Annotated in this window: 20 protein-coding genes and 2 pseudogenes; 9 read left to right on the top strand and 13 right to left on the bottom strand. The window is 67.0% G+C overall.

The window, feature by feature from the left end; genetic code table 11:
• Nucleotides 1-35 precede the first annotated feature (35 nt).
• The 6 genes from LRS08_RS09865 to LRS08_RS09840 all read right to left on the bottom strand — a co-directional run bounded on the left by LRS08_RS09865 (nucleotide 36) and on the right by LRS08_RS09840 (nucleotide 5339).
• Nucleotides 36-1379, bottom strand: coding sequence for an ammonium transporter (locus LRS08_RS09865; RefSeq protein ID WP_257843846.1), 1344 nt, complete (start codon nucleotides 1377-1379; stop codon nucleotides 36-38).
• An 11-nt stretch (nucleotides 1380-1390) separates the two neighbouring features.
• Nucleotides 1391-1729, bottom strand: a complete 339-nt coding sequence (locus tag LRS08_RS09860; RefSeq protein WP_145848270.1) for a P-II family nitrogen regulator — start codon at nucleotides 1727-1729, stop codon at nucleotides 1391-1393.
• Between the two features lie 283 nt (nucleotides 1730-2012).
• Nucleotides 2013-3044 (bottom strand): GTP cyclohydrolase II, encoded by a 1032-nt coding sequence (gene ribA / locus LRS08_RS09855; RefSeq protein WP_260481666.1) that lies wholly within the window; start codon nucleotides 3042-3044, stop codon nucleotides 2013-2015.
• Nucleotides 3045-3091: 47 nt separating this feature from the next.
• Complete coding sequence (locus LRS08_RS09850; RefSeq protein WP_257843847.1) at nucleotides 3092-3877, bottom strand: exodeoxyribonuclease III; 786 nt, start codon at nucleotides 3875-3877, stop codon at nucleotides 3092-3094.
• 332 nt (nucleotides 3878-4209) lie between these two features.
• Complete coding sequence (locus tag LRS08_RS09845; protein ID WP_257843848.1) at nucleotides 4210-4818, bottom strand: LolA family protein; 609 nt, start codon at nucleotides 4816-4818, stop codon at nucleotides 4210-4212.
• 62 nt (nucleotides 4819-4880) lie between these two features.
• Entirely contained in the window at nucleotides 4881-5339 is a 459-nt protein-coding gene (locus LRS08_RS09840; RefSeq protein ID WP_257843849.1) for a peptidylprolyl isomerase, read from the bottom strand.
• A gap of 148 nt (nucleotides 5340-5487) precedes the next feature.
• Here LRS08_RS09840 and mgtE point away from each other — a divergent pair, with 148 nt between their 5' ends.
• Entirely contained in the window at nucleotides 5488-6894 is a 1407-nt protein-coding gene (mgtE, locus tag LRS08_RS09835; RefSeq protein ID WP_260481616.1) for a magnesium transporter, read from the top strand.
• A 36-nt stretch (nucleotides 6895-6930) separates the two neighbouring features.
• Nucleotides 6931-7326 carry a DUF1489 family protein gene (locus LRS08_RS09830; protein WP_257843850.1) on the top strand — a complete coding sequence of 132 codons (396 nt, stop codon included), beginning with the start codon at nucleotides 6931-6933 and terminating at the stop codon, nucleotides 7324-7326.
• Here the strand turns inward: LRS08_RS09830 and msrA are convergent.
• The 4 genes and pseudogenes from msrA to pabB form a co-directional block, all read right to left on the bottom strand.
• Nucleotides 7323-8000, bottom strand: coding sequence for a peptide-methionine (S)-S-oxide reductase MsrA (msrA, locus tag LRS08_RS09825; RefSeq protein ID WP_257843851.1), 678 nt, complete (start codon nucleotides 7998-8000; stop codon nucleotides 7323-7325). The two genes, LRS08_RS09830 and msrA, sit on opposite strands and share 4 nt — an antisense overlap.
• A gap of 272 nt (nucleotides 8001-8272) precedes the next feature.
• Nucleotides 8273-9473: pseudogene (locus tag LRS08_RS09820) on the bottom strand (pyridoxal phosphate-dependent aminotransferase).
• A gap of 33 nt (nucleotides 9474-9506) precedes the next feature.
• Nucleotides 9507-9794 (bottom strand): aminotransferase class IV, encoded by a 288-nt coding sequence (locus LRS08_RS20305; protein ID WP_409456287.1) that lies wholly within the window; start codon nucleotides 9792-9794, stop codon nucleotides 9507-9509.
• Nucleotides 9757-11283: an aminodeoxychorismate synthase component I gene (pabB, locus tag LRS08_RS09815; protein ID WP_409456286.1), complete on the bottom strand. Its 1527-nt coding sequence runs from the start codon at nucleotides 11281-11283 to the stop codon at nucleotides 9757-9759. The genes LRS08_RS20305 and pabB overlap by 38 nt, the downstream gene beginning before the upstream one ends.
• 80 nt (nucleotides 11284-11363) lie before the next feature.
• Here pabB and LRS08_RS09810 point away from each other — a divergent pair, with 80 nt between their 5' ends.
• Genes LRS08_RS09810 through LRS08_RS09780 form a run of 7 tightly spaced genes read left to right on the top strand, consistent with a single transcriptional unit; the run spans nucleotide 11364 to nucleotide 15997 of the window.
• Nucleotides 11364-12035: an MBL fold metallo-hydrolase gene (locus LRS08_RS09810; protein ID WP_257843853.1), complete on the top strand. Its 672-nt coding sequence runs from the start codon at nucleotides 11364-11366 to the stop codon at nucleotides 12033-12035.
• Nucleotides 12036-12079: 44 nt separating this feature from the next.
• Entirely contained in the window at nucleotides 12080-12412 is a 333-nt protein-coding gene (locus LRS08_RS09805) for a helix-turn-helix transcriptional regulator (RefSeq protein WP_257843854.1), read from the top strand.
• Nucleotides 12409-12951: an SRPBCC family protein gene (locus LRS08_RS09800; protein ID WP_257843855.1), complete on the top strand. Its 543-nt coding sequence runs from the start codon at nucleotides 12409-12411 to the stop codon at nucleotides 12949-12951. Before LRS08_RS09805 ends, LRS08_RS09800 begins: the two co-directional genes overlap by 4 nt.
• Before the next feature lie 49 nt (nucleotides 12952-13000).
• Nucleotides 13001-13429, top strand: a complete 429-nt coding sequence (locus LRS08_RS09795; protein ID WP_257843856.1) for a GFA family protein — start codon at nucleotides 13001-13003, stop codon at nucleotides 13427-13429.
• Between the two features lie 41 nt (nucleotides 13430-13470).
• Complete coding sequence (gene tsaD, locus LRS08_RS09790; RefSeq protein WP_260481615.1) at nucleotides 13471-14496, top strand: tRNA (adenosine(37)-N6)-threonylcarbamoyltransferase complex transferase subunit TsaD; 1026 nt, start codon at nucleotides 13471-13473, stop codon at nucleotides 14494-14496.
• Entirely contained in the window at nucleotides 14493-15470 is a 978-nt protein-coding gene (locus LRS08_RS09785) for an NAD(P)H-dependent glycerol-3-phosphate dehydrogenase (protein WP_257845447.1), read from the top strand. Before tsaD ends, LRS08_RS09785 begins: the two co-directional genes overlap by 4 nt.
• A complete protein-coding gene (locus tag LRS08_RS09780; protein ID WP_257843857.1) occupies nucleotides 15467-15997 on the top strand; it encodes a DUF1697 domain-containing protein in 531 nt (176 codons plus the stop codon). Before LRS08_RS09785 ends, LRS08_RS09780 begins: the two co-directional genes overlap by 4 nt.
• On the opposite strand, the gene LRS08_RS09775 is transcribed toward LRS08_RS09780, so the two are convergent.
• The 3 genes and pseudogenes from LRS08_RS09775 to LRS08_RS09765 all read right to left on the bottom strand — a co-directional run bounded on the left by LRS08_RS09775 (nucleotide 15994) and on the right by LRS08_RS09765 (nucleotide 18037).
• Nucleotides 15994-17388 (bottom strand): AsmA-like C-terminal region-containing protein, encoded by a 1395-nt coding sequence (locus LRS08_RS09775; protein ID WP_260481614.1) that lies wholly within the window; start codon nucleotides 17386-17388, stop codon nucleotides 15994-15996. The genes LRS08_RS09780 and LRS08_RS09775 overlap by 4 nt on opposite strands.
• A gap of 109 nt (nucleotides 17389-17497) precedes the next feature.
• Nucleotides 17498-17746, bottom strand: a pseudogene (locus LRS08_RS20300) (AsmA family protein); the annotation flags it as partial.
• Between the two features lie 129 nt (nucleotides 17747-17875).
• Nucleotides 17876-18037 carry a DUF1674 domain-containing protein gene (locus tag LRS08_RS09765; RefSeq protein ID WP_257843859.1) on the bottom strand — a complete coding sequence of 54 codons (162 nt, stop codon included), beginning with the start codon at nucleotides 18035-18037 and terminating at the stop codon, nucleotides 17876-17878.
• Nucleotides 18038-18062: the final 25 nt, after the last annotated feature.

Below are 18062 nucleotides of genomic sequence, written 5' to 3'. Positions count from 1 at the left end.
GGGGCCGCACCGCTGCGGGTGCGACCCCAATTGCGTCAGTAGTTGTAGGCGCGCTCGCCATGCTCGCCGAGGTCGAGACCTTCCTGCTCGACTTCGGGGCTGACGCGCAGGCCGGTGAGTGCCTTGGCAATGGTGAAGGCGATGGCCGAACCGATCGCTGCCCACGCCACGGCCACGCCGACCGACTTGATCTGGATCCAAAGCTGAGCGCCCAGTTCATAGTCTTCCGCGCCCGGGCCACCGAGCACCGGCAGCATGGTCACGGCGGTCAGGACCGAACCGACGATGCCACCGAGAGCGTGGATGCCAAATGCGTCGAGCGATTCGTCGATCTTCAGCTTCGGCTTGATCGCGATGACGAAGATCGCGCAGACCACACCGGCAATCGCACCGAGCAGGATCGCACCGAACGGGCCGGAGTTGCCCGCAGCCGGCGTTACAGCGACCAGACCGGCAATCGCACCCGAGCATGCGCCCAGCAGCGAAGCCTTGTGACCCAGCACCCGCTCGGTCAGCATCCAGAACAGGATGCCAGCCGCGGTCGCGACGAAGGTGTTGATGAGCGCGAGGCCCGCCGAACCATTGGCTTCGAGCGCCGAGCCGGCGTTGAAGCCGAACCAGCCCACCCACAGCAGGCCCGTACCGATCAGCGTCATGGTCAGCGAGTGCGGTGCCATGCGCTCGGTCGGATAGCCCTTGCGCTTGCCCAGGATGATCGCACCGACCAGCGCCGAAACACCGGCGTTGATGTGAACCACGGTGCCGCCCGCGAAATCGAGCGCGCCCCAGCCAAAGATCAGGCCGGTCGCTTCATCGGTACCGCCCAGATACCAGACCATGTGCGCGATCGGATAATAGACGATCGTCAGCCAGATCGCGGCGAAGATCATCAGCGCACTGAACTTCATGCGCTCGACCAGGCCGCCGATGACCAGCGCGACGGTGATCGCGGAGAAGGTCATCTGGAACGCGATGAACACGAATTCGGGAATGACGACACCGTCGGTGAAGGTCGCGACGGTTGAGTCGGCGGTCACCCCGGCGAGCAGGAATTTGCCGGTCGAGATGAACTGGTTGGCGTCACCGCCGAACGACAGCGCATAGCCGTACATCACCCACAGCAGCATCGCGAACGCCGCGACCGCCAGCACCTGGGTCAGCACCGATGCCATGTTCTTGGTACGGACCAGGCCGCCATAGAACAATGCGAGGCCGGGGACGATCATCGCCATGACGAGCACGGTCGCGGTCATCATCCACGCGGTGTCGCCCTTGTCGGGAGTCGGCGCGGCAGCAGCAGCCGCGTCCTGAGCCCAGGCGGGCAGGGCCGCGAACAGCGCGACGCCCGCGCCTGCAGCCAGTTTGAGTGCAGTTTTCATCGTTACCCCCTTCACAACGCGGTCTGGTCGGTTTCGCCGGTGCGGATCCGCACGGCCTGACCGACGTCGAGCACGAAGATCTTGCCGTCGCCGATCGCGCCGGTGTTCGCTGCGGCCTGGACCGCCTCGACCACCCGGCCCGCCAGATCGCTGGCACAGACCACTTCGATTTTGAGCTTGGGCACCATGTTGGTGCTGTATTCCGCGCCGCGGTAGATTTCGGTCTGGCCCTTTTGCCGCCCGAACCCCTTCACCTCGGTCACGGTCATGCCCGCAACGCCCAACTCTGTGAGCGCTTCCCGGACGTCATCGAGCTTGAACGGCTTGATGATAGCGATGACGAGTTTCATTCCGCCCCCTTTCGCGTTTGACCCGGAGGCCATTGAGCAAAGGGCGTGCCAGAGTCGAAAAAGGCAGGATTCCGGGGATTCCGTCGCGGGCGATTGTTACCGAAAGGTAAAAAATTGTGCAGATGCGAAGGCGTGCCTAATTTTTAGGCTGCGCAGAGCACTGCTCGCGCAATAGGCATCCAATCCCAACATCCAGCCGCATTGGGCCTGACGAAGGGCCGAGGTCGAACAGCTGCGAAGGTGGAAGATGGTGGCTCAACAAGCGCAACACGAACGGATCGCGTTAGAGCTGATGCCCGGTGCGGTCGCGCTTGGTCGCCAGATAGGCGGCATTGTGCGGGTTGGGGGGAAGCTGGTGCGCAACCCGCTCCGCCACCGCGACGCCGGCCGCCTCAAGCCCCGCAACCTTGTCGGGGTTGTTGGTCAACAGTCGCACCTGGTTCTGGCCCAGATGGGTCAGCATCCGCGCGGCCACGCCGAAATCCCGCGCGTCGACCGCAAAGCCCAGCCGCGTGTTTGCATCGACCGTGTCGAAGCCCTGATCCTGCAGCGCATAGGCGCGCAGCTTGTTGATGAGGCCGATCCCGCGCCCCTCCTGCCGCAGGTAAAGCAGGATGCCCCATCCGCTGGCGGCAATCGCGCGGATCGCCGCATGCAGCTGCGGCCCGCAATCGCATTTCAGGCTGCCGAGCACATCGCCGGTCAGGCATTCGCTGTGCAGCCGCACCAGCGGCGGATTGCCATCGGGCTGGCCGATCAGCAGCGCGATATGCTCGTCGGGCGATTCGGGGGAGCGGAACGCGACGATCTCGGCATCCTCCGCGCCGACCACCGGTAGCCGCGCGCGCGTGACCAGCCGCAGCCGCGCCGGATCCTCATGCGCCTGGATATCCGCCGGGGTGACCGCATCGTCGATCCGATGCCCCGGCCCTTCGCCGCGCGCGAAGAATGCCGGGAGCAACCCGGCGATCCGCGCCAGCCGCAGCGCCGCCGCCGCCGCATCGGGTGCCATCGCCGGCACCGCGCGGAACGGCCCCTTGAGGGGCGTGCGCAGGTCGAGTTGCGGGTCAGCGAGCGCCACAGCTGCGTCGAAATCGAGCCAGGGCCGCCGCGCGATCATCACCGGCGAATCCGGAACTGCCGCCGCCGCCTGATTGGCGAGCTTGAGCGTCACCGCGCGGCCCGACGTGATCAGCAACGGCGCCGCGATCCCCGGATCGAACTCGGCGAGCCTTGCGGCATCCGCCGTTTCGACCGCCAGCAGCGACAATGCGCCCGTACTCCCGCGAACCGCGAACGGCCAGCCGCGCCTCATCGCATCGACCGCGCGTGCCGCCGCACGGGGATCGGGCGTGCTGCCGTTCAAAAGGCGAACTCGGTGACGATCGGGACATGGTCCGACGGCTTGAGCCAGCCCCGGCATGGCTCGCACACGCGATGCGCGGTCGCCTGTGCCGCGACATCGCCGCTCGCCCACATATGGTCGAGCCGCCGCCCGCGATCCGACGCCGCCCAGTCCTTGGCGCGATAGCTCCACCAGGTGAAGCAGCGCTCAGGTGCCGGGATGAAGCGGCGGCCAAGGTCGACCCAGTCGTTCGCCGCCTGCATCCGCCCCAGCGCCTCGACCTCGATCGGCGTATGGCTGACCACGTCGAGCAGCTGCTTGTGACTCCACACATCGCACTCGAGCGGCGCGATGTTGAAGTCGCCGGTGACGATCACGGGCAGGCTGCCCAGCCCCTCCGACCAGCGGGTCATGCGTTCGACGAAATCGAGCTTCTGGCCAAATTTGGGGTTCTTCTCGCGATCGGGAATGTCGCCGCCGGCCGGGACATAGACATTTTCCAGCCGCACCCCGTTGGGCAGCCGCACCCCGACATGCCGCGCCTCGCCATTCGCCTGCCAGTCGAGCCGGTCGTCCTCGACCAGCGGCACCCGGCTGATGATCGCGACGCCGTGGTGCATCCGCTGGCCATGGATGACGATATGATCGTAACCCAGCGCGCGCAGGGGCGCGTGCGGGAAATCGCCGTCGATCACCTTGGTTTCCTGAAGGCACAGCACATCCGGCGCTTCCTCGCGCAGGAAACGTTCGACGATCTCCATGCGGAAGCGGACGGAGTTGATGTTCCAGGAGGCGATCTTCATCGCGCGTGATCTAGGGGCGATCCTCCGCCGATACCAGCGCGACGTTCAGATTTCGGCGCTGGCCCGCTCCCCCGCCCCGCCACCCATTCCAGAATATCCTGCCGATGGGTGGCGGGGCGGGGAGCGGGCCGGTGCCGCTGCGCCGATAGGCGCACAAACACCACCAAAAACCAAAAGGCCCCCGCTCCGGGGGCATGGAGCGAGGGCCGACCTGGCGTTCGTCACGCAGGCGGGACGGGATGTGCCTCGGGCAACAGGGGGAAAAAATCCCAAGGCCCCGTCCGCGAAACCGATCTAGCGTGTCAAAGCTGTCACCAACATGAACGCGGATGTCAGCGACGACCGCCGGTTTTCCGCGGGTCGTTCCAGCGGAACGCTCCGTCGCTGACCGGCGCGTTGAACCGCTGGTTCGATAGCCGCACCGTCGTGCGGTTGTTCTGGGCATCGAGCGCGACCCAGCCCTGAAGCATCAGTCCACCCGGTGCCGACGCGTTGCGCGCGAACACCATCGTGATGCGACCATATTCGGGCCGCTTGGGATCGCGTGCCTCGACGCTGATCACATCGGGGTTACCCGTCGGAACAACCTTGGCGTACCGCGCGGCGTCGCGATCGGGATTCATCAGGATGCCGAGCGGCGAATCCTTGACCGGCCAGCGCTGCACCTGGCGCACCGAATAGTCGATGAACCACAGCGAACTGCCATCGGCGACGATCAGCAGCGGGACGCCCTTTTCATATTGAAACCGAATCTTGCCCGGCTTCTTGAGCGTCATCGTGCCGTTGAGCGTCTTGCCGGTCCGATCGGTCTGGCTAAACGCGGCAGTCATCGACTGGGTCGCGCGCAGATGCTGCTGCACCTGCGCCAGCGTGCCCTGCTGCGCCGCGGCCGGCAGGGCGAGGGTGAGGGCGGCCACAGCCGCGAGGGGGCGAAACATCATGCTATTGCCAAACATGTCCCGCCCCTGCCGGTTCCGCGTTGAACTCGGTGTGAACCGATAGTTCAGGCTGCGCTGCGCGCCTGGACGATCTTGCCCGGGTTGCGCGGCGGCTCGCCCTTGGGCAGTGCGTCGACATGCTCCATGCCTTCGGTCACCACGCCCCAGACGGTGTACTGGCCGTCGAGGAAGGTTGCGTCGTCGAGGCAGATGAAGAACTGCGAATTCGCGCTGTTGGGATCGTTGGTGCGCGCCATCGAGCATGCGCCGCGGACATGCGGTTCACGGCTGAATTCGGCGGGAAGGTTGGGCTCCTTCGACCCGCCCATGCCGGTGCCGCTGGGGTCGCCGCCCTGCGCCATGAAGCCGTCGATCACACGGTGGAACACGACGCCGTCATAGAAGCCGCTGTCGGCCAGCTTGACGATCCGCTCGACATGCTGGGGGGCAAGGTCGGGGCGCAGCTGGATGTGCACGTCGCCGCTGTCGAGCGTCATCACAAGGCGCGTCGGAAGATCGGACATCGAAAGGAAAACTCCAGTGGAAACAAATGAGACCTCCCTCCCCTAGGGCGGCGCGGAGCGGGTTGCAAATCATGGCGCGCCTGCAGCGGATTGGCAGCGCGATTCGAGCGCGTTAGAGGGGGCGGGCAGCACAGTCGGGGGAGGCTCGATGATCGACGAGACCGAAACCACGGCCGGTACCCCCGATTCGCCCGCGCACGAGGCGCATGAGCGGATGTCTCCCGAGTTCGTGCGGACCGTCCTCGACCTGGTCGAGTCGGGCGATGTCGAGGCGGCGCGCGAGAAGGTCGAACCGCTTCACCCCGCCGACATTGCCGACCTGGTCGAGCTGACGCCCGCCGACCAGCGCCATGCGCTCGCCGCTGCCATCTCGGGCCTGATCGACGGCGATGTGCTCGCCGAGATGAACGACTGGGTGCGCGAGGCGCTGATCGAGGCGCTCGAGCCGCACGAAGTCGCCGATATCGCCGCCGAACTCGATACCGACGACGCGGTCGCGATCATCGAGGACATGGAGGAAGAGGACCAGCGTGCCGTCCTCCGCGCGCTCGACCCCGACGATCGTGCCGCGATCGAAGAGGCGCTGTCCTACCCCGAGGAATCCGCCGGCCGCCTGATGCAGCGCGAGCTGATCGCGGTACCCGAGCATTGGACGGTCGGCGACGTGCTCGACTTCCTGCGCGGCGAGGAGGAGCTGCCGACCGATTTTTGGGAAATCTTCGTCGTCGACCCGGCGCACCACCCGGTCGGCACCTGCGCGCTGTCGTGGATCCTGCGCACCCCGCGATCGGTGTCGATCGCGGACGTGATGAAGCGCGAACAGACGCTGATCCCGGTCGGCATGGATCAGGAAGAGGTCGCGCTGATCTTTCAGAAATATGCGCTGATCTCCGCCGCGGTAATCGACGATGCCGGACGGCTGGTCGGCATGATCACGGTGGACGACATCGTCCATATCATCTCCGAGGAAGCGGGCGAGGACGCACTGCTGCTGTCGGGCGCGGGCGATGGCGACATCAACGAGCCGGTGCGCGATTCCTATATCGCGCGCGTGCGCTGGCTGATCGCCAATTTGTTCACCGCGCTGGTCGCATCGACCATCATCGCGCTGTTCGGCGGCGCGATCGAGCAGATGGTGGCGCTGGCGATCCTGATGCCGATCGTCGCATCGGTCGGCGGCAATGCGGGGACGCAGACGATGGCGATCATCGTGCGCGCCCTGGCGACCAATCAGCTGACCCAGTCGAACACGATGCGGATGGTCAAGCGCGAGATCAAGGTCGCCCTGCTCAACGGCGGCACGATCGCCGTGCTGCTCGGCCTGGGTGCGGCAATCGTCTTCGGCAATCCGGCGCTGGGCGGCGTAATCGCGGCGGCGATGGTGATCAACATTCTGGTCGCCGGGCTCGCGGGGGTACTGGTCCCGGTCGCGCTCGACCGGATGAACCAGGATCCTGCGGTCGCATCGTCGGTGTTCGTGACGATGGTCACCGATCCGATGGGATTTCTCGCCTTTCTCGGACTCGCCGTCGCATCGGGGCTGGTCGGCTGGTAGCTTGACCGGCAGCCGCCCGGTCCCCAGATCGCGGCGATGGCGCTCCACCTTACCAAAGTCGCGTTCGGGACCACCGGGGTCGACCATCTGCGCGAGCGGCTGGCACTGCGCGGCCTCGACGGCCCGGTCGCGCTGACCACCCGCTATCTGCCAAAGCGGCATGAAGAGATCGCCGGTCAGGGGTCGCTGTTCTGGATCCTCAAGCACCAGTTGGTCGCGCGCTCCCCCATCTTGGGCTTTGCCGAGGCAGAGGGCGGTCGCACCGCGATCCTGCTCGACCCCGCGCTGGTGCAGGTCGTGCCGCAAGCCAAGCGCGCGCATCAGGGCTGGCGCTATCTGGAAGGGGCCGATGCGCCCGCCGATCTGGGCAGCGGCGACATGGCGTCACTTCCGCCCGAACTTGCGGGAAAGCTGGCCGAACTGGGGTTCTAGCGCGCGAGGCTGGGGAACGCCGCGCGGAACGCCGCGACCTTGGGCTTGTCCCAACGGACGATATAGCTGTGGTTCGGGTTGCGCCGCGCAAAGTCCTGGTGCTCCGGCTCGGCCAGATAATATTCGCCGCTCTCGATCTTCGTCACGATCCGCGCGCGATAGACACCGCTCTTGCCGAGCTGATCGATATAGGCGCGCGCGACCCGGGCCTGTCCCGGGTTCTGCGGAAAGATCGCCGAGCGATAGCTTGGGCCGATATCCGGCCCCTGCCGATTGAGCTGAGTGGGATCGTGCGCGACCGAGAAATAGATGCGCAGCAAGGTCGCATAGCTGACCACCCGCGGGTCATACGTGATGCGGATCGCCTCGGCATGGTCGGTGCGTTCGGTCACCACCTGGGCATAGGTCGCGGTCGCGCGGGTACCACCGGCATAGCCGCTGGTCACCGTCTTCACGCCCTTCACCTGCTCGAACACCGCCTCCATGCCCCAGAAACAGCCGCCGGCGAGGACCGCGACCTGATCGCCTGGCGCGGGCGCGACATCGGTGGTGGAAGCGGGGATCGGGACGGCCTTTTCGCCGCCGCCGGCGAACACGGGGGGAGCCAGGCCCGCCACATGCGCGAACCCGATCGCCCCCAAGCTGGCAAGGCCGAGGGCGACCGCGCGCAGCATCAGAACAGCGGCGCCGCCATCACCTGCTCCGCATGGAGCGCGACCATTCCGATCGCGCCAAGCGAGAAACCGGCAAGGAAACGGCGGAGAAACGGCGATTTGAAAGCCGCGATCATGGTACAAATCCTTTGTGCTTGGCGCGGAGATGGGGGTGCCACCTCGAATTCCAAGCAAAGACTAACTTTCCCGCGCTGAACCTGCGCTGGTCTTCCCGTTCATATTCGGGAAACCCGCGCAAAAGGTTTCAGCGCTCAGCGAAAAAATATCGCTGGTCAGCGCAGCACGGCGCACGCCTCCTGAATCCGCGTGCACGCCTGCGTCAGCAGCGCATCGCTGGTCGCATAGCTGATGCGCAGCGCCGGCGACAGGCCGAACGCCGCGCCGTGCACAGCAGCCACCTTCGCGTCGTCGAGCAGATAGCCGACCATCGTCTCGTCGCTGTCGATCTTCAGCCCCTTGGGCGTGGTCTTGCCGATCAGCGCGCTGAACTCGGGATAGACGTAGAAGGCACCCTCCGGCGTCGGGCAGGTCATCCCGTCGATGGCATTGAGCATCGACACCACCAGATCGCGGCGCGTCTGGAACGCGGCGTTGCGCTCGGCCAGGAACGACTGATCGCCGTTGAGCGCCGCAACCGATGCCGCCTGGCTGATGCTGCACGGGTTGCTGGTCGACTGCGACTGGAGCTTGCCCATCGCCTTGATCAGCCATTGCGGGCCACCGGCATAGCCTATGCGCCAGCCGGTCATGGCATAGGCCTTCGACACGCCATTCGCGGTCAGCGTGCGGTCGTAGAGCGCCGGACACACCTGTGCGATCGTCGCGAATTCGAAGCCGTCGTACAGGATGTGCTCATACATATCGTCGGCATAGATCAGCACATGCGGGTGCCGCTCCAGCACCTCGCCCAGCGCGCGCAGCTCGGCCGCGCTATACGCCGCGCCGGTCGGGTTGGACGGTGAGTTGAGCACCACCCATTTGGTCTTTGCGGTGATCGCCGCTTCCAGCTGTTCGGGCTTGATCTTGTAGGCCTGGTCGGCACCCGCCGCGACGAACACCGGCTTCCCGCCAGCAAACTCGACCACATCGGGATAGCTGACCCAATAGGGTGCCGGGATCACCACCTCGTCACCCGCGTCAATCGTCGCACAGAACGCGTTGAACAAGGTGTGCTTGCCGCCCGAATTCACGCTGATCTGGCTTTCGGCATAGGTCAGGCCATTGTCGCGCGCATACTTCGCGACGATCGCAGCCTTGAGCTCGGGCGTGCCGTCGACATTGGTGTATTTGGTCGCGCCGCGGCGGATCGCCTCGATCGCCGCTTCCTTGACGAAATCGGGCGTGTCGAAATCAGGTTCGCCCGCGCCCAGGCCAATGACATCGACCCCCCGCGCGCTTCAGCTCGAACACGCGGCTCGTCATCGCGAGCGTCGCGGAGGGCTGGATGCGGTTGAGCGCGGCGGAGGTCTGCATGGAAAACGCCTCTCTGAATGGAAATCGCGCGCCCTATAGGTCGGAGGGTTCCACTTCCGCAACCGTAACAGCCGAAACAAGTCCGCGCAGCGCGTTGCCGAGCTGGAATCCCTGGCGCAAATCCTCGGGCTGCAGATCGGCCTCGACCGCGCGGCCGGTAGCGATCAGCTCGGCGCGCAACACGCCGGGCAAGATGCCGCGCGCCAGCGGCGGGGTGCGCAGAACGCCGTCGTCGCCGGGCACGAAGAGCGAGGTGAAGCTGCCCTCTGTCAGATACCCCTCGTCATCGACGAATACCGTCTCCCACGCCCCCCGCGACACGCGGCCAGGGGCTGCGGTCGCTGGTCTTGTGGACCAGGCGAAAGTCGCGCGGCGCGACTTGGCGGCGGGCGAGCGCGACCGTGACCGGACCGTACGGTGCCCCGGGCATCGGTCCGGTGCCGATCGCAAGTCGTCCCTCGGGTGACAGCAGCAGCCGCACCTTGGCCGGATGACGCAGCCGGAAGGTCGCGGCCTGCAGCTCGTTGCGCACGCCGTGCCGGTCGAACGGTATCCCGAACGCCCCGGCGCTGGCCCGCATCCGCTCAAGATGCCGTTCGAGCAACGCGATCCCCCCGACGGGATCGAATGCCATCGTCTCGATCAGGTCGAAGCGCCGCTGGCCCCGCGTCAGGAATGCGCCCTTGGCCAGGCATTCGTCCCATTCCTCACCCGCGCGCGAATCGGCAACCACGCCCGAGCCGAGGCCAATCGTCGCTTCATCGGCTCCATCGCGCAAATGCAGCGTGCGAATTGCGACATTGAACGCGGCGTCGCCATCCGGATCGATCCGCCCGATCGATCCGGTATAGGCACCGCGCGCATCGGGCTCGACCGCCGCGATCACCTCCATCGCCCGAATCTTGGGCGCGCCGGTCACCGACCCGCACGGGAAGATCGCCGCCAGCGCCTGCCCCGGGCCGATGTCGGGCGCGAGCTTTGCCGCGACGGTCGACACCATGGTGTGCAGCGTCGGATAGGTTTCGACCTTGAACAATTCGGGCACATGCACGCTGCCCGGCGCGGCGATCCGGGTGAGGTCGTTGCGCATCAGATCGACGATCATCAGATTTTCGGCGCGCTGCTTTTCGTCCAGCGCCAGTTCGGCCCGCGCCGCGTCATCTGCCTCCGGCGTAGCACCGCGCGGCGTCGTCCCCTTCATCGGTCGCGCGATCAGCTCGCCTCTGCGGAGCGCAAAGAACAATTCGGGCGAGAAGGACAACAGCCAGTCGCTGCCAGTCCACACAATCCCGCCATAGCCCGCCGCCGCCCGCGCGCGGATCGCGGCATAGGCGGCAAGCGGGTCGCCCGCGACGCGCACCGCAGCTCGAAAGGTCAAATTGGCTTGATAGATATCCCCCGCCTCGATCCAGTCATGCACGCGGGCAAAGGCAATGTCATAGTCGGCGCGGCTAATCCCCGGTGCGGGCCGTCCGACCCAACCCCCCGCCGGGTCGGGCAGCCGTGCGGCGACGGTGTCTGGGGCCAGATGCTCGGCCGTCTCGAACAATCCGAACCACAAGAGCGGCGTATCGCTTTTCGTGCGGCTCAGCCCGGCAAGTCGTGTCTCGATCGCATGTCCGGCCTCGTAAGCGATATAGCCCGCCGCATGCAGTCCCTCGCCCCGCGCGGCGTCCAGCGCGGCGAGCGCAGGTGTGACCTCTTCCGGGCGATGTGCGACGACCACCCGCACCGGCACGGTGTAGAGCCGCGCGTCACTGCCCCCCGGCCGGGCATCGTCGAGCAGCACAAACGGTGTGTCGGGTCGCATCGCACCGGCCATGAAGCGCTAAACGTCTGCCCGCAAGCCTCTGTTGCTGCACGATCGGGGGCAGACTATCTGCAACAGCCATGTCCACCACCCCCACGCCCCCACTGCGCGCCGCGATCGTCCCCGTCACTCCGCTCCAGCAGAATTCGACCCTGCTCTGGTGCACCCGCACCATGCGTGGTGCGTTCACCGATCCGGGCGGCGACCTGCATCTGCTCAAGGCGGCGGCAGCGCAGCATAGCGTCACCATCGAAAAATTGCTGATTACCCATGGCCATATCGACCATTGCGGCCAGGCGGGCATGCTAGCCAAGGAGCTGGGCGTGCCGATCGAGGGGCCGCATGAGGCCGACCGCTTCTGGATCAGCCGGCTCGACGATGATGGCCGCAAATATGGCATCGACGGCAAACCGTTTGAGCCCGATCGCTGGCTGGTCGATGGGGACACCGTCACGGTCGGCGACCTGACGCTCGACGTCTATCACTGCCCCGGCCACACCCCGGGGCATGTCGTGTTCCACCATGCGCCGTCGAAGCTCGCCATCGTCGGCGACGTGATCTTTCAGGGATCGATCGGCCGCACCGACTTCCCGATGGGCAATCATCAGGACCTGCTCGACGCGATTACCACCAAGCTGTGGCCGCTCGGTGACGACACGGTGTTCGTCCCGGGCCATGGCCAGCCGAGCAGCTTCGGGCAGGAACGCAAGACCAACCCGTTCGTATCGGATCGCGCGATGGCGCAAAGCTAAACCGGTCGGTTGACAGTCCCAGGGCGACCGTGTAATTCAACCAAATGGTTGAACGACTCGATGCCACATTTCACGCCCTCGCCGATCCCACACGGCGCGGGATGCTCGCCACACTCGCCCAAGGCGAAAAGAGCATCGGCGAACTTGCGCAGCCTTATGCGATGACCCTCGCCGGGGCGTCGAAGCATGTTCAGGTGCTCGAACGCGCTGGCCTGGTTGTGCGCCGCCGCGATGGCCGCACGCATCGCTGCGCGCTCAATCCTGCGCCGCTCGCCGAAGCGAACCAGTGGCTGCAGCAATGGGCAGACTTCTGGAACGCGCGCCTCGACCAGCTCGAAATCCTGCTCGCCGACCTTCCCAAGGGAGACACGCCATGACCGCCACGATGCCCGACCTCGAACGCCTCGCGCCCGATACGATTCGCATGGTCCGCATCCTCGACGCACCGCCCGCGACGGTGTGGCGCTACCTGGTCGACGCCGATCTACGCCGCCGGTGGTTCGCGGGCGGCACCGATGCGCGGCGGGGCGGCGAAGTGGATCTGGTATTCGACCATGACGAACTGTCGACCGATGACGTTCCCTATCCGGAGGAATACGCCAAATGGAAAGGCGCGGTCGGGTGCGAGCGGGTGGTCGAATATGATCCGCCACATGTCTTCGCGATCAGCTGGGATGAAGGGAAGGAAGGAACCGCCCGGTTCGAACTGTTCGCCGACGGGGCGGACAAGACTCGCCTGATCCTCACTCACAGCGGCATCACCGGCCCCGCGCCGATGGCCAATTTCGGGGGCGGCTGGCACGCCCACTTTGCAGTGCTGCAAGGGCTGTTGGCCGGCGACCCCGTTCGCGACTTCTGGGCGCTCCATGCCCGGTCGGAGGCGCGGGTGGCGGAGGTGCTGTCGACGCACAGCTGAACTATCCGCCTGCATCGCAGCGCGCTATCCCATGCGACGGAGGTGCGCGATGTCAGACGCAAAGCAACTCGACGGACATTGCCTGTGCGGCGCGGTGCGGGTGCGGATTGCCGCCCCCGCGCCGGTGATTGAGGCATGCCATTGCAGCATGTGCAGGCGCTGGGGCGGCGGGCCTTTACTATCGCTGCGGCTGGTCACCGATCCGCAGATCGATGGCGCTGAACACATTGTCCGCTATCATTCGTCCGACTGGGCGGAGCGCGGCTTTTGCCGCAACTGCGGGACGCATCTTTTCTACTATTATGCGCCGAAGGACGGGTATTCGTTCGGCGCGGGTTTGTTCGAGGGTGTCGACGCCTTTCCGCTCACCGAAGAGATTTTCGTCGATGAGCAGCCCGCCGGCTATGCCTTTGCCGGGGACCATGAGCGGCTGACCGGCGCGGAGGTGATGGCAAAGGCAGGAATCGCGACTTCCTAGCCCCCTTCGACAATTGCTCCGCGACTCCCTAGATCGGCGCGATGCTGATCCTCGGCCTCGAATCGAGTTGTGACGAAACCGCCGCCGCGCTGGTGACCACGGACCGCCGCATCCTCTCTCACCGCCTTGCCCGGCAGGACGAGGCGCATCGGCCGTTCGGCGGCGTGGTCCCCGAAATTGCCGCGCGCGCGCATGTCGAGGCGCTCGAGCCGCTGATCGCCGCCGCGTTCGAAGAGGCGGGCGTCACGCTCGCCGATGTCGATGCGGTCGCGGCGACCGCCGGGCCAGGACTGATCGGCGGGGTGATGGTCGGCCTCGTTACCGGCAAGGCGCTGGCGCACGCGGCGGGCAAGCCGCTGGTCGCGGTCAATCATCTCGAGGGCCACGCCCTGTCCCCCCGCCTGACCGACCCCGATCTCGCCTTCCCTTATCTGCTCCTGCTCGTGTCGGGCGGGCATTGCCAGCTGCTGCTGGTCGAGGGAGTCGGCGCCTATCGCCGCCTCGCCACCACGATCGACGATGCGGCGGGTGAGGCGTTCGACAAGACCGCCAAGCTGCTTGGCCTCGGCTTCCCCGGTGGCCCCGCGGTCGAGGCGGCGGCGAAGTATGGCGATCCGCGCGCGGTCCCGCTGCCCCGCCCGCTGGTCGGATCGGGCGAGCCGCACTTCTCCTTCGCGGGCCTCAAGAGCGACGTCGCGCGCAAAGTCGGCAAGTTCGATCCCGCCGACCTCGCCGCATCGTTCCAGCAGGCGGTGGTCGATTGCCTGGTCGATCGCACCCGCATCGCGCTGGGCAAGGCGATGGGCGCGACCGCTCTGGTCGTCGCGGGCGGAGTCGCCGCCAACGCGTCGGTGCGCGCAGCGCTTGAGACGCTCGCGACCGAACATGGCCTGCGCTTCGTCGCGCCGCCACTCTGGCTCTGCACCGACAATGCGGCCATGATCGCCTGGGCCGGGGCGGAGCGCTTCGCCGCCGGATACAGCGACCCGCTCGACGTGCCCGCGCGCCCGCGCTGGCCGCTCGACCCGGACGCGGAGAAGGTGCGTGGAGCGGGGGTGAAGGCATGAAGATCGGTGTGCTCGGTGGCGGCGCATGGGGCACCGCTCTCGCTCAGGTGGCAGCGCGCGGCGGTGAGCCGGTGATGTTGTGGGCGCGTGAGGATGACGTCGTGACGTCAGTGAACGCGGCCCATGAGAATGCGCTGTTCCTCGCCGGTGTCCCCCTCTCCCCGTCGATCCATGCGACCAGCGACCTTGCCGCACTTGCCGATAGCGACGCCCTGCTTGTGGTCGTCCCGGCGCAGTTCCTCCGCTCGGTCCTGTCGCAGCTTCCAGCCGGCAACCGCCCGCTGGTGCTCTGCGCAAAGGGGATCGAGGCGGGGACGCAGAAGCTGGTCGCGGAAATCGCGCGCGAGCTGCACCCGGAAGCGCCGGTCGCGGTCCTCTCCGGCCCCACCTTTGCGCATGAGGTGGCAAAGGGGCTGCCCACCGCCGTCACGCTGGCGTGCGAGGACGCTGCCCTGCGCGACGCGCTGGCCGAGCGGCTCGGCGGGCCGACCTTCCGCACCTATGGCTCGTCCGACGTCACCGGCGCGGAGATTGGCGGCGCTGTCAAGAACGTCCTCGCCATCGCATGCGGCGTGGTCGAGGGTGCGGGGCTGGGCCTCAACGCCCGCGCCGCCCTGATCGCGCGCGGCTTTGCCGAGATGACCCGTTTCGGCGTCGCGCGCGGCGGGCGGCCAGAGACGCTGGCGGGGCTGTCGGGCTTGGGCGACCTGGTTCTCACCTGCTCCTCGACCAATTCGCGCAACTTCTCGCTCGGCGTCGGGCTGGGTCAGGGCAAGGCGGCGTCGGAGCTGCTCGCCGACCGCCGTACCGTAGCCGAAGGCGCCGCCACCGCCCCGGTGCTGCGCGAAGCGGCACGCGCCGCCGGGGTCGAGATGCCGGTAACCGAAGCGGTCTGCGCCCTGCTCGAAGGCACCCCGGTACGCGCAGTGGTCGACGCGCTGCTCGCCCGCCCGACGCGCGGGGAAGCCGCATGAGATGGGCGGCGCTGCTGCGGGGGATCAACCTCGGCAAGCGTCAGCTCAAATCGGCCGAGTTGAAGGCGGTGGTCGAGGGGTTGGGCTTCACTGACGTCAAGATCCTGCTCGCCTCGGGTAATGTCGTCTTTACCGCTCCCGGGGCGAAGGCCGAAGCGCTCGAAGCGCAAATCCACGATGAACTTGAGAAGCAAACCGGCCTCAAATCCGAAATCTTCGTCCGCACGCCTGAAGACATGGCTGCCGTGGTCGCTACCAACCCTTTTCCCGATGCCGCGCGAGACCGTCCCAGCTTCCTGGTCGTCACCTTCCACCGAAAACCGGTCGATGGCGACGCGGTCGCCGCGCTGATGGCCGACTATGACGGCCCCGAACGCGCGCAGGCGATCGATCGTGAACTTTACATCGACTTCCCGGAAGGTCAGGCGCGCTCGATGCTCCACGCGCCCTTAGGAAAAGCGACGCGCGACCCGGTTACGACCGCCCGCAACTGGAATACCGTCCTCAAGATTCGCGACGCGCTCTAGCGCAGCGCCTTCGCCGCCAGTGCATTGCAATCGGCATCGGTCGCCAGCGGCGGGCGGTCCCCGGCGATCGCGTCGCCCAGCAGCTTGAGCACCCCGCCGACATTGGGCTTCGCACCTTCGGGCAGGCGCATCACAGGCGCCTTGATCGTCCCCGACACCGGCACCGGCTTGGTCAGCCGCAACAGGCTTTCCTTCTTGGGCGACCCGGTCATCGCCAGCGCCAACCGCTCGTCCGGCAGGTCCACCGTGCCGGTAAAGCGCGACTGGCCGCGCGACGTGTCGATCAGGAACGGATTCATCCGCCCGGTTCCATTCTTCACGTCCAGCCTAAGGATCATGCAGCGCAGTGCCGCGACCCTCTCGTCCCCGACCAGCGCGCCGCGCCCGACATCCAGTCCCAGATAGGAAGCGATGTTCGCCGGAATCCGACCCGATCCACCGACCAGCGCGACGCTGCCGCTGGACCGCCCGATCGCATCGCGGATCGTCTTGCCCGCGCCGGTCAACCGCGCGCGGCCCTGCAACGGGGCATCGAGCACACCATCCCCCGCCAGCGCGGCGATCCTGCTGCCGTGCAGCCGCAGGTCGAGCGTCAAGCTGGGTTGCGGCTTGCCGTCACGCTGATCGATCACCACCCGTCCGCTCAGGCTGCCGGGTGTCATCCCCATCGCGAACGGATCGACGGTCAATCGCGCATTGTCGAGCGTCAGCACCCCCTCGGCCGACCTGAAGCCCGGCGTGCCGACGATCCGGTCGGCGCGAACCCGGAGCACGCCATCGACATCGCTCACGCTCTTCAGGTCGATTGCGGTCGCCGGGACCAGCCGGTCGCCCAGCCGCGCGCGCCGCGCCGCCGCGATGGCAAGCCCGCGGTCATTGGCAAGATCGTCGAACGCCAGGCTCGCCAGCACGACATCGCCCTCGATCCGCGTACGCCCTGGCTTGCTCTTGTCCACCGTAGCGATCGCATTCGACAGGCGGGAGCCGCCGATCGTCCCGGCCAGTCGCTCGATCCGCCACTGATCGCCCTTGCGCGACACGCGTCCGGCCAGCGCGACCGGCTGGGTCCCGAACAGCCCTGCCTCGATCACCCGATCGATATCGAGCAGGTCGGCGCCCCGTGTCGCAATGTCGAACGCCATGTCGCGCGTGTTGAACGGCGCCGCCATCGCGCCCTGCACCGCGATCCGCGTGGTCGGCCCGGCAATCCGCGCGCGGAACGGCCAGCGCGCGCGCCCGGCGACCGGCGCGCCGCGCACCTCGATGCTCACCTGCTCCGTGGCGAGCGCGCCGGTGCCGGAAGCGCGGAACCCCGCGGTGTCCGAGTCGATCCGCACCGACGCGCGCCGATCCTTGAGCGCGTCGCGGTAATCGAGGATCAGGTTGCGCACCGCCAACCGGTCGAGCCCGCTCCCCCCCGCCGCTGCCGCGCTCGGGCCTGCGGTCCCAATTCTTGCGGCCGTCCTGCGCGCGAACCAGCATGATCCGGCCATTCGCCGCCTCGACCGGCTCGGGCGCGAATCGCCCGATCAGGATCGGGAGCACCGGAAGGCGCACGGTGACGCGCTCGACCCGCACCATCTCCCCCGTCCCGGCCCAGGCCGGCTGAGCGATGCGCAGGTCGCGAATGTCGAGCAATGGCGCGAAGGAAAACAGTCCGCGCCGCTCGATCGCGCCGATCGTCACCGGCGCATCGAACCGGTCGGACAACGCGCGCTCAGCCCGGCCCTTGAACGCGCCCCAGGGCATCATCGCCAGCGCGAGCAACAGCAACAAGATCGCCACGGCGATGCCGATGGCGATCCGGATCATCAGGGTACGGGTTGGGGCGGTCATCGGCGCAGGACGCGCCGTCCCTGCTTTCGTTCCGCAGCCGGTTCAGAAATCGACCGCGATGCCCTTCAGCTCCCAGTCGCCATAGCGGGTGGGATCATTGCCCAGCGGATCGGTCTCCGCCTTCTTCCCGGTCTCAGGCTTTGGCAGCGGGGGGCTCTTCGACAGATATACGGGCGGCTTCACATGCGGGGGGCGCTTGCCCATGATCGGTCCTCAGATTGACGCGCGG

It is taken from the genome of Sphingomonas sp. J315 (genome assembly GCF_024666595.1).
Lineage (GTDB): Bacteria > Pseudomonadota > Alphaproteobacteria > Sphingomonadales > Sphingomonadaceae > Sphingomonas.
This window is presented reverse-complemented; position numbering and strand designations above follow the sequence as displayed.

Bases quoted from the DNA above. Each gene is read 5' to 3' on its own strand.
- LRS08_RS09865 (WP_257843846.1), bottom strand. From the start codon at position 1,379: ATGAAAACTGCACTCAAACTGGCTGCAGGCGCGGGCGTCGCGCTGTTC.
- LRS08_RS09860 (WP_145848270.1), bottom strand. From the start codon at position 1,729: ATGAAACTCGTCATCGCTATCATCAAGCCGTTCAAGCTCGATGACGTC.
- ribA (WP_260481666.1), bottom strand. From the start codon at position 3,044: ATGAGGCGCGGCTGGCCGTTCGCGGTTCGCGGGAGTACGGGCGCATTG.
- LRS08_RS09850 (WP_257843847.1), bottom strand. From the start codon at position 3,877: ATGAAGATCGCCTCCTGGAACATCAACTCCGTCCGCTTCCGCATGGAG.
- LRS08_RS09845 (WP_257843848.1), bottom strand. From the start codon at position 4,818: ATGATGTTTCGCCCCCTCGCGGCTGTGGCCGCCCTCACCCTCGCCCTG.
- LRS08_RS09840 (WP_257843849.1), bottom strand. From the start codon at position 5,339: ATGTCCGATCTTCCGACGCGCCTTGTGATGACGCTCGACAGCGGCGAC.
- mgtE (WP_260481616.1), top strand. From the start codon at position 5,488: ATGATCGACGAGACCGAAACCACGGCCGGTACCCCCGATTCGCCCGCG.
- LRS08_RS09830 (WP_257843850.1), top strand. From the start codon at position 6,931: ATGGCGCTCCACCTTACCAAAGTCGCGTTCGGGACCACCGGGGTCGAC.
- msrA (WP_257843851.1), bottom strand. From the start codon at position 8,000: ATGCTGCGCGCGGTCGCCCTCGGCCTTGCCAGCTTGGGGGCGATCGGG.
- pabB (WP_409456286.1), bottom strand. From the start codon at position 11,283: ATGCGACCCGACACACCGTTTGTGCTGCTCGACGATGCCCGGCCGGGG.
- LRS08_RS09810 (WP_257843853.1), top strand. From the start codon at position 11,364: ATGTCCACCACCCCCACGCCCCCACTGCGCGCCGCGATCGTCCCCGTC.
- LRS08_RS09805 (WP_257843854.1), top strand. From the start codon at position 12,080: ATGGTTGAACGACTCGATGCCACATTTCACGCCCTCGCCGATCCCACA.
- LRS08_RS09800 (WP_257843855.1), top strand. From the start codon at position 12,409: ATGACCGCCACGATGCCCGACCTCGAACGCCTCGCGCCCGATACGATT.
- LRS08_RS09795 (WP_257843856.1), top strand. From the start codon at position 13,001: ATGTCAGACGCAAAGCAACTCGACGGACATTGCCTGTGCGGCGCGGTG.
- tsaD (WP_260481615.1), top strand. From the start codon at position 13,471: ATGCTGATCCTCGGCCTCGAATCGAGTTGTGACGAAACCGCCGCCGCG.
- LRS08_RS09785 (WP_257845447.1), top strand. From the start codon at position 14,493: ATGAAGATCGGTGTGCTCGGTGGCGGCGCATGGGGCACCGCTCTCGCT.
- LRS08_RS09780 (WP_257843857.1), top strand. From the start codon at position 15,467: ATGAGATGGGCGGCGCTGCTGCGGGGGATCAACCTCGGCAAGCGTCAG.
- LRS08_RS09765 (WP_257843859.1), bottom strand. From the start codon at position 18,037: ATGGGCAAGCGCCCCCCGCATGTGAAGCCGCCCGTATATCTGTCGAAG.